Annotated in this window: 7 protein-coding genes; 1 reads left to right on the top strand and 6 read right to left on the bottom strand. The window is 36.6% G+C overall.

Annotation, left to right across the window (positions count from 1 at the left end):
• Positions 1-134: 134 nt before the first annotated feature.
• The 6 genes from I215_RS15405 to I215_RS16720 form a co-directional block, all read right to left on the bottom strand.
• Positions 135-1,391 carry a sulfate adenylyltransferase subunit 1 gene (locus I215_RS15405; protein WP_008992920.1) on the bottom strand — a complete coding sequence of 419 codons (1,257 nt, stop codon included), beginning with the start codon at positions 1,389-1,391 and terminating at the stop codon, positions 135-137.
• 19 nt (positions 1,392-1,410) lie between these two features.
• Positions 1,411-2,316 (bottom strand): sulfate adenylyltransferase subunit CysD, encoded by a 906-nt coding sequence (cysD, locus tag I215_RS15400; RefSeq protein ID WP_008992919.1) that lies wholly within the window; start codon positions 2,314-2,316, stop codon positions 1,411-1,413.
• Positions 2,309-2,911: an adenylyl-sulfate kinase gene (cysC, locus tag I215_RS15395; RefSeq protein ID WP_008992918.1), complete on the bottom strand. Its 603-nt coding sequence runs from the start codon at positions 2,909-2,911 to the stop codon at positions 2,309-2,311. The genes cysD and cysC overlap by 8 nt, the downstream gene beginning before the upstream one ends.
• Positions 2,912-3,331 carry a DUF2061 domain-containing protein gene (locus I215_RS15390; protein ID WP_008992917.1) on the bottom strand — a complete coding sequence of 140 codons (420 nt, stop codon included), beginning with the start codon at positions 3,329-3,331 and terminating at the stop codon, positions 2,912-2,914.
• Complete coding sequence (gene cysQ, locus I215_RS15385; protein WP_040460627.1) at positions 3,331-4,122, bottom strand: 3'(2'),5'-bisphosphate nucleotidase CysQ; 792 nt, start codon at positions 4,120-4,122, stop codon at positions 3,331-3,333. The genes I215_RS15390 and cysQ overlap by 1 nt, the downstream gene beginning before the upstream one ends.
• 201 nt (positions 4,123-4,323) lie before the next feature.
• Positions 4,324-4,521 (bottom strand): HepT-like ribonuclease domain-containing protein, encoded by a 198-nt coding sequence (locus I215_RS16720; RefSeq protein WP_008992915.1) that lies wholly within the window; start codon positions 4,519-4,521, stop codon positions 4,324-4,326.
• A 136-nt stretch (positions 4,522-4,657) separates the two neighbouring features.
• Between I215_RS16720 and I215_RS15375 the strand changes: the two genes are divergently transcribed.
• A protein-coding gene (locus tag I215_RS15375) for an IS3 family transposase (RefSeq protein ID WP_156800305.1) occupies positions 4,658-5,838 on the top strand; the annotation gives its coding sequence in 2 pieces (ribosomal slippage) (positions 4,658-4,913 and positions 4,913-5,838; 1,182 coding nt in all).
• The last annotated feature ends 62 nt before the right edge of the window (positions 5,839-5,900 follow it).

Here is a 5,900-nt window from a genome sequence, read left to right as displayed (position 1 = left end):
TAAACTTTACACACTTTATGGGATACTCCCTAATATTTACAATTCGAGAGTCTACTCCTCCCTATATTTTTATAATCAAAAAAGTCGGAAACTATATGCCCCCGACTTTAGTATATTAAAATAATATATTTTTCTTATATAACCATCCCAGCAGCTACCGTTTGATTAGTTGTTGGATCGATTAGAATAAGACTTCCTGTATTTCTATTCTCTCTATAAGAATCAAAATGCAAAGGCTTGGTGGTTTTAAGTTTCACCTTACAGATGTCATTTGCATGGAGCTCTGTATCCTCACTACTTCGAGTAAGGTTGTTAATGTCAATTTTATAAACCACCTCTTTTATCATGGCTGTTTGCTCATTGGTGGTATGTCGTACAAGATACTTCGTTCTTGGTTTTGCCGATTCGTTATTTAACCAACACAGCATTACTTCTACTTCCTGAGAAGATTCTGGTTTGTTTTTAGTTCTTACAATCATATCTCCCCGGCTAACATCAATATCATCCTCTAAAGTGATCGATACTGACATCGGCGCATGAGCTTCCTCTAAAGTGCCATCGAAGGTGTCGATAGACTTTATTTTGGAAGTAAGACCAGTGGACAACACGGTAATCTCATCCCCTGTTCTAAATATCCCACTAGAGATTCTACCAGCATAGCCTCTATAATCTCTGTGCTGATCAGATTGTGGCCGAATAACAGTTTGCACTGGAAAACGGGCATCTATTTTGTTAAAATCACTACCGATATGGATGGTTTCTAGGGTATGAAGTAGCGGGGCACCTTGATACCAATCCATATTCTCAGAACGCTTAACCACATTGTCGCCTAATAATGCGCTAATTGGGATGAAGCGTACATCTCTAACGGTAAGTTTCGAAGAAAATCCTTCAAATTGTTTTATAATATCCTCATAAACATCTTCTTTAAAATCTACCAGATCCATTTTATTGATACATACAATAATATGTGGAATCTGAAGTAAGGACGCTATAAAGGCATGTCTTTTTGTTTGTTCGATTACACCATGACGTGCATCCACTAAAATAATGGCAACATTAGCGGTTGAGGCTCCCGTAATCATATTTCTTGTATACTCAATATGACCAGGAGTATCGGCAATAATAAACTTTCGTTTTGGAGTGGTAAAATATCTATAGGCTACATCAATGGTAATCCCCTGCTCTCTCTCATCTCTCAACCCATCGGTAAACAAAGCTAAATCAACACCTTCCAAACCTTTACGTTTACTGGTACTTTCTATAGCTTCCAATTGATCTTCAAAGATTGATTTAGAATCATACAACAATCTCCCGATTAGGGTACTCTTTCCATCATCCACACTTCCGGCTGTGGTAAATCGTAATAATTGGTTGTTATCTATTTGCATTTTTTTCCTTATTCTCTAATTAAAAATATCCTTGACGCTTTCTATCCTCCATGGCGGTTTCTGATCGCTTGTCATCTGAACGATTTCCTCTTTCAGTCTGACGCATGGTCGATACTTCATTGGCAATTTTCTGAACCGTATCAGCATCACTTTCAATACCACCAGTGATGGTAATATCACCAAGGGTTCTAAATCGGATTTTCTTAGTCACCACTTCTTCTTGATCTTCTAGTATGAGGAACTCTGAATTAGGTATCCAAGAGTTACTTCTCCAAACTACCTCTCTTTCATGTGCAAAATACAATGATGGTATTTGGATGTTCTCACGGCTGATGTAATTCCAAACATCCATCTCCGTCCAGTTACTTATTGGGAATGCTCTGAAGTGTTCTCCTTCAAAACATTTTCCATTAAAGATATTCCAAAGTTCTGGTCGCTGATTTTTAGGATCCCATTGTCCAAAATCGTCTCGGTGAGAGAAGAAACGCTCCTTAGCTCTTGCTTTTTCCTCATCTCTTCTTCCTCCTCCAATTGCACAATCCACCTTATTATCCTCAATGGCATCCAAAAGTGTTGTGATCTGAAGGGCGTTTCGGGTAGCATTTTTACCTTTTTCCTCGGCAACTCTTCCTTGATTGATGGATTCTTGAACGGATCCAACAATGAGGTTTACACCCAATTCTTTAATCAGGTCATCTCTGAATTTAATAGTCTCTGGAAAGTTATGCCCTGTATCCACATGCATAAGAGAAAATGGAATCTTTGCAGGGTAAAACGCCTTTTTTGCCAAGTGCGTTACTAGTATGGAATCTTTTCCTCCGGAAAATAAAATAACCGGATTATCAAACTGTGCCCAAACTTCGCGTAGCACATAAATAGCTTCCGATTCTAATTCGTCTAAATAATTTAAATAATACTTACTCATTGTCTTTGAGTTCTAACTTGTCTTTAATCCTTGTATAAATTTTGTCAACAGCCATTTCGAGGCTGTCATTTTCTGTAATTTCCACATCAGGGTGCTGGGGTTTTTCATAAGGAGCTGAAACTCCCGTCAAATTATTTAACTCGCCCTTTTTTGCTTTCGCGTACAATCCTTTTTGATCTCTCGAAGCACAAATTTCTACACTAACATTTACGAAAACTTCGACAAAGGTATTAGGTTTTATGGTATTTTCTACATATTCTCTATCTTTTTTGTAGGGTGATATAAAAGTTGCAAGTACAACAACTCCCGAATCCAAGAGTATACGTGACATTTGAGCGACTCTCTTTATATTTTCCGATCGATCTTCAGGAGAAAAACTTAGCCCTTCACAGAGATTTCCCCGCACATTATCACCATCGAGTACTATGGTTCTAATCTTCTTATTGTGCAATTTTTGTTCAAGTGCATCGGCGATGGTAGATTTACCACTACCTGATAGACCAGTAAACCAAATAAGCAGTGAATTATGTCCATTAAGTTGGTTTCGCTGCTCACGAGTTACCTTATAGCCATATGGAAATAATTGAACATCCATTTATTTAAGTTGTTTATTTTTTCTGTCATCCAATCCAAAATTGATTTGATACCATGCGCGTTCGTGCAGGTAGTATAAAACCATTTTTGTTAACACCTCAGTAATACCTATCTGTAATCCAGTATACGGATCCCCCGTTATGATCCATGCCAGAGTCATGGTATCTAAAGTTCCTAATACCCGCCAACTTACTGCTTTAAGCAGGTGACGTGTCTTACTGTTTTTGACTTTCGCTTTAAACCAAACCCGCTCATGCGCGTAATACAATACCATTTTTGTAAGTACCTCGGCAAATCCTATTTTTAGTCCCGTAAGGGGGTTTCCGGAAATGAGCCAAGATAGCATAAAAGTATCTACAGAGCCAACAATGCGCCAGGTGATGGCTTTGGCTATATGTCGTTTTCTTGAATTATCTGCCATTAAATTACGATAAATGATGGATTTATCAATTCCTTTTTATTATATCTTAAGGGTTTGTTGGTTAACGTTTCTACAAGCTCTATCCCCACCGCTTTGCAAAGTGCGTGACCTGCAGCAGTATCCCATTCCATAGTAGGCGCAATTCTTGGATATAGGTCGGCTTTCCCTTCAGCTATGAGACAGAATTTAAGAGAACTTCCTACTGAGGCAACTTCTATATTTGGCTTGGTCGCTCTAAGTTCATTAATTAGAGCATCTGTCTTAATATTAAGGTGTGATCGACTCTTGAGAACAACGACTTTTTGATTGGTTGATTTCCTTGGTCTAGAAAGTGGTACTTGTTCAGAAATAGGCCTGTCTTGTACGATCATCTTTTGCTTCCAAAGATTTTTACGAGGTACAATAGAGGCGTACATCATTTGAGTAACAGGTACGTAAATCACCCCTAAAATTGGTATTGAGTTTTCGACCAAAGCTATATTTACGGTGAACTCATCATTTCTATTTATAAACTCCTTAGTACCGTCTAGTGGATCTACAATCCAACAGCGATTCCATGTTTCTCTTTGGTTAAATTCTATTTCTTTATTTTCTTCACTGATAATAGGAATACCAGTGGGAAGAAGAATCTCATTAATTACAGCGTTTGCACGTTTATCTGCTAGAGTAACAGGGGAATGATCTTCTTTGCGCTCTACTCCAAATTCATTGGAGTGATATACTTCCATAATCTCCCTACCTCCTATTAAAGCGGCGTCAACAGCAATCTGTAGTAAAACTTCCAGCTCCATAGCTTGAATCTCTTTTAAATAGCCTTCAAAAGTACTATAATTAGAAAAGACAACAAGTTTTATTTTAAGTAGCTTTCTAGAATAAATGTTATATGTGATGCACGGGAGTGGTTTTTTCAAGGAATGGAAGGATCATTGTTTAACATTTACTACAAGTGAAACAATGATCTGTGTAGTTTGCTTTTAAGATTGAAATGGAAGCTACAACCAAAAAATCTTATATATAGAAAAGCATATTCCTTGGAATAAGGAACTAGCGAATTTTAGTTTCTTTTCTGCTTCAAGAATTTGGTCAATTTGAAATTTATTATCAGATAAATAATTTGTAATTACTTCCCAAATCACCTCATAATCAATCCCAAAGTATTCGTGTGAAACTTTGTTCCTCAAATAATACATCTCTTACCAAGGAAGAATGGGATACTTTTCTTTTATACTTGGATCCAAATTTTTTGAAGCTTCTCCTATGGACTTCCTATATTAGACTGGACATAAAGATGAGAGAAAATGTTAGTTAGTTTTTATCTTAGCAATTATGAGAAGAAAATCTAAACATTACACCTTAGAATTTAAACAAAAAGCAGTCGAATTAAGTTATGCCAAAGGCAATGTAAAACAAGTATGCGAGGATCTGGACATATTCCCATCAGTACTTTACCGTTGGCGTAAGGAGTTAAAAGATTATGGTAAGAACAGTTTTCCAGGTCGAGGAAACCCTAAAATGACAGATGAAGAAAAAGAGATAGCTCGATTAAAAAAAGCTTTAAAAGATGCCGAAATGGAACGCGACATCTTAAAAAAGGCCATCAGCATCTTCTCCTCGAGCGACAAGAGAAATACAGGTTTATAAAGCAACACCTTATGAAATTTCCTGTCGAGATGATGTGTCAAATATTAAAGGTAAGCAAAAGCGGTTATTACCATTGGCTACAATCAGGACCAAGTAAATTATGGTTAGAAAACCAAAAGGTAACAGCGCTTATTAAATCTATATTTAAAGATAGTTTTGAAAGCTATGGTTCACCCAGAATAAAAACAGAGTTGGAAACATTAGGCTATAAAATATCAAAGCCCAGAGTGGCGCGCATTATGAATGCTAATTATTTGTTTGCAAAACGAAAACGTAAGTTTAAAGCAACCACAGATAGTAAGCATAATTACCCAATAGCACCTAATTTATTAAACCAAAACTTTGAAGTAAGCAGGCAGAATCAAGTTTGGGTGAGCGATATCACCTATATCAAAACTAAACAAGGTTGGTTATATCTTACTGTCATTATTGATTTGTTTAACCGCAAAGTTGTTGGATGGGCTCTAAGCGATAATCTAAGTACAGAAAACACTATTATTAAAGCTTGGCATATGGCTGTAAAGAAAACAACTTTGACCCAGCCTTTAATTTTTCATTCCGACCGAGGTATACAATATGCCAGCCATAAGTTTACCTCTTTAATTAAAAGTTACAATAGCTTAGTAAACCAATCCATGAGTCGTAAAGGTAATTGCTGGGATAATGCCGTTGCAGAATCGTTCTTTAAATCATTAAAGGTAGAGTGGGTTTATAGGCATAATTATAAGTTGAGATCTGAAGCGGAGTTATCCATCTTTGGATGGATAGAAACCTGGTACAATAATAGAAGAAGACATTCCTTTTTAGGAAATAAAACTATAAGAGAATTTGAAATAGATATGTATAACCTTAAACTAGCGGCGTAGTCATTCAACTATTTGTCCAGTTTTTTGTTGCAGGGAGTATCCCATAAAGTGTGTAAAGTTTA

This window comes from Galbibacter marinus, assembly GCF_000300875.1.
GTDB lineage: Bacteria > Bacteroidota > Bacteroidia > Flavobacteriales > Flavobacteriaceae > Galbibacter > Galbibacter marinus.
This window is presented reverse-complemented; position numbering and strand designations above follow the sequence as displayed.

What these genes read in the sequence shown, in the direction of transcription:
- I215_RS16720 (WP_008992915.1), bottom strand. Translation starts at nt 4,521, where the DNA reads ATGTATTATTTGAGGAACAAAGTTTCACACGAATACTTTGGGATTGAT.
- cysC (WP_008992918.1), bottom strand. Translation starts at nt 2,911, where the DNA reads ATGGATGTTCAATTATTTCCATATGGCTATAAGGTAACTCGTGAGCAG.
- cysQ (WP_040460627.1), bottom strand. Translation starts at nt 4,122, where the DNA reads ATGGAGCTGGAAGTTTTACTACAGATTGCTGTTGACGCCGCTTTAATA.
- I215_RS15390 (WP_008992917.1), bottom strand. Translation starts at nt 3,331, where the DNA reads ATGGCAGATAATTCAAGAAAACGACATATAGCCAAAGCCATCACCTGG.
- I215_RS15405 (WP_008992920.1), bottom strand. Translation starts at nt 1,391, where the DNA reads ATGCAAATAGATAACAACCAATTATTACGATTTACCACAGCCGGAAGT.
- cysD (WP_008992919.1), bottom strand. Translation starts at nt 2,316, where the DNA reads ATGAGTAAGTATTATTTAAATTATTTAGACGAATTAGAATCGGAAGCT.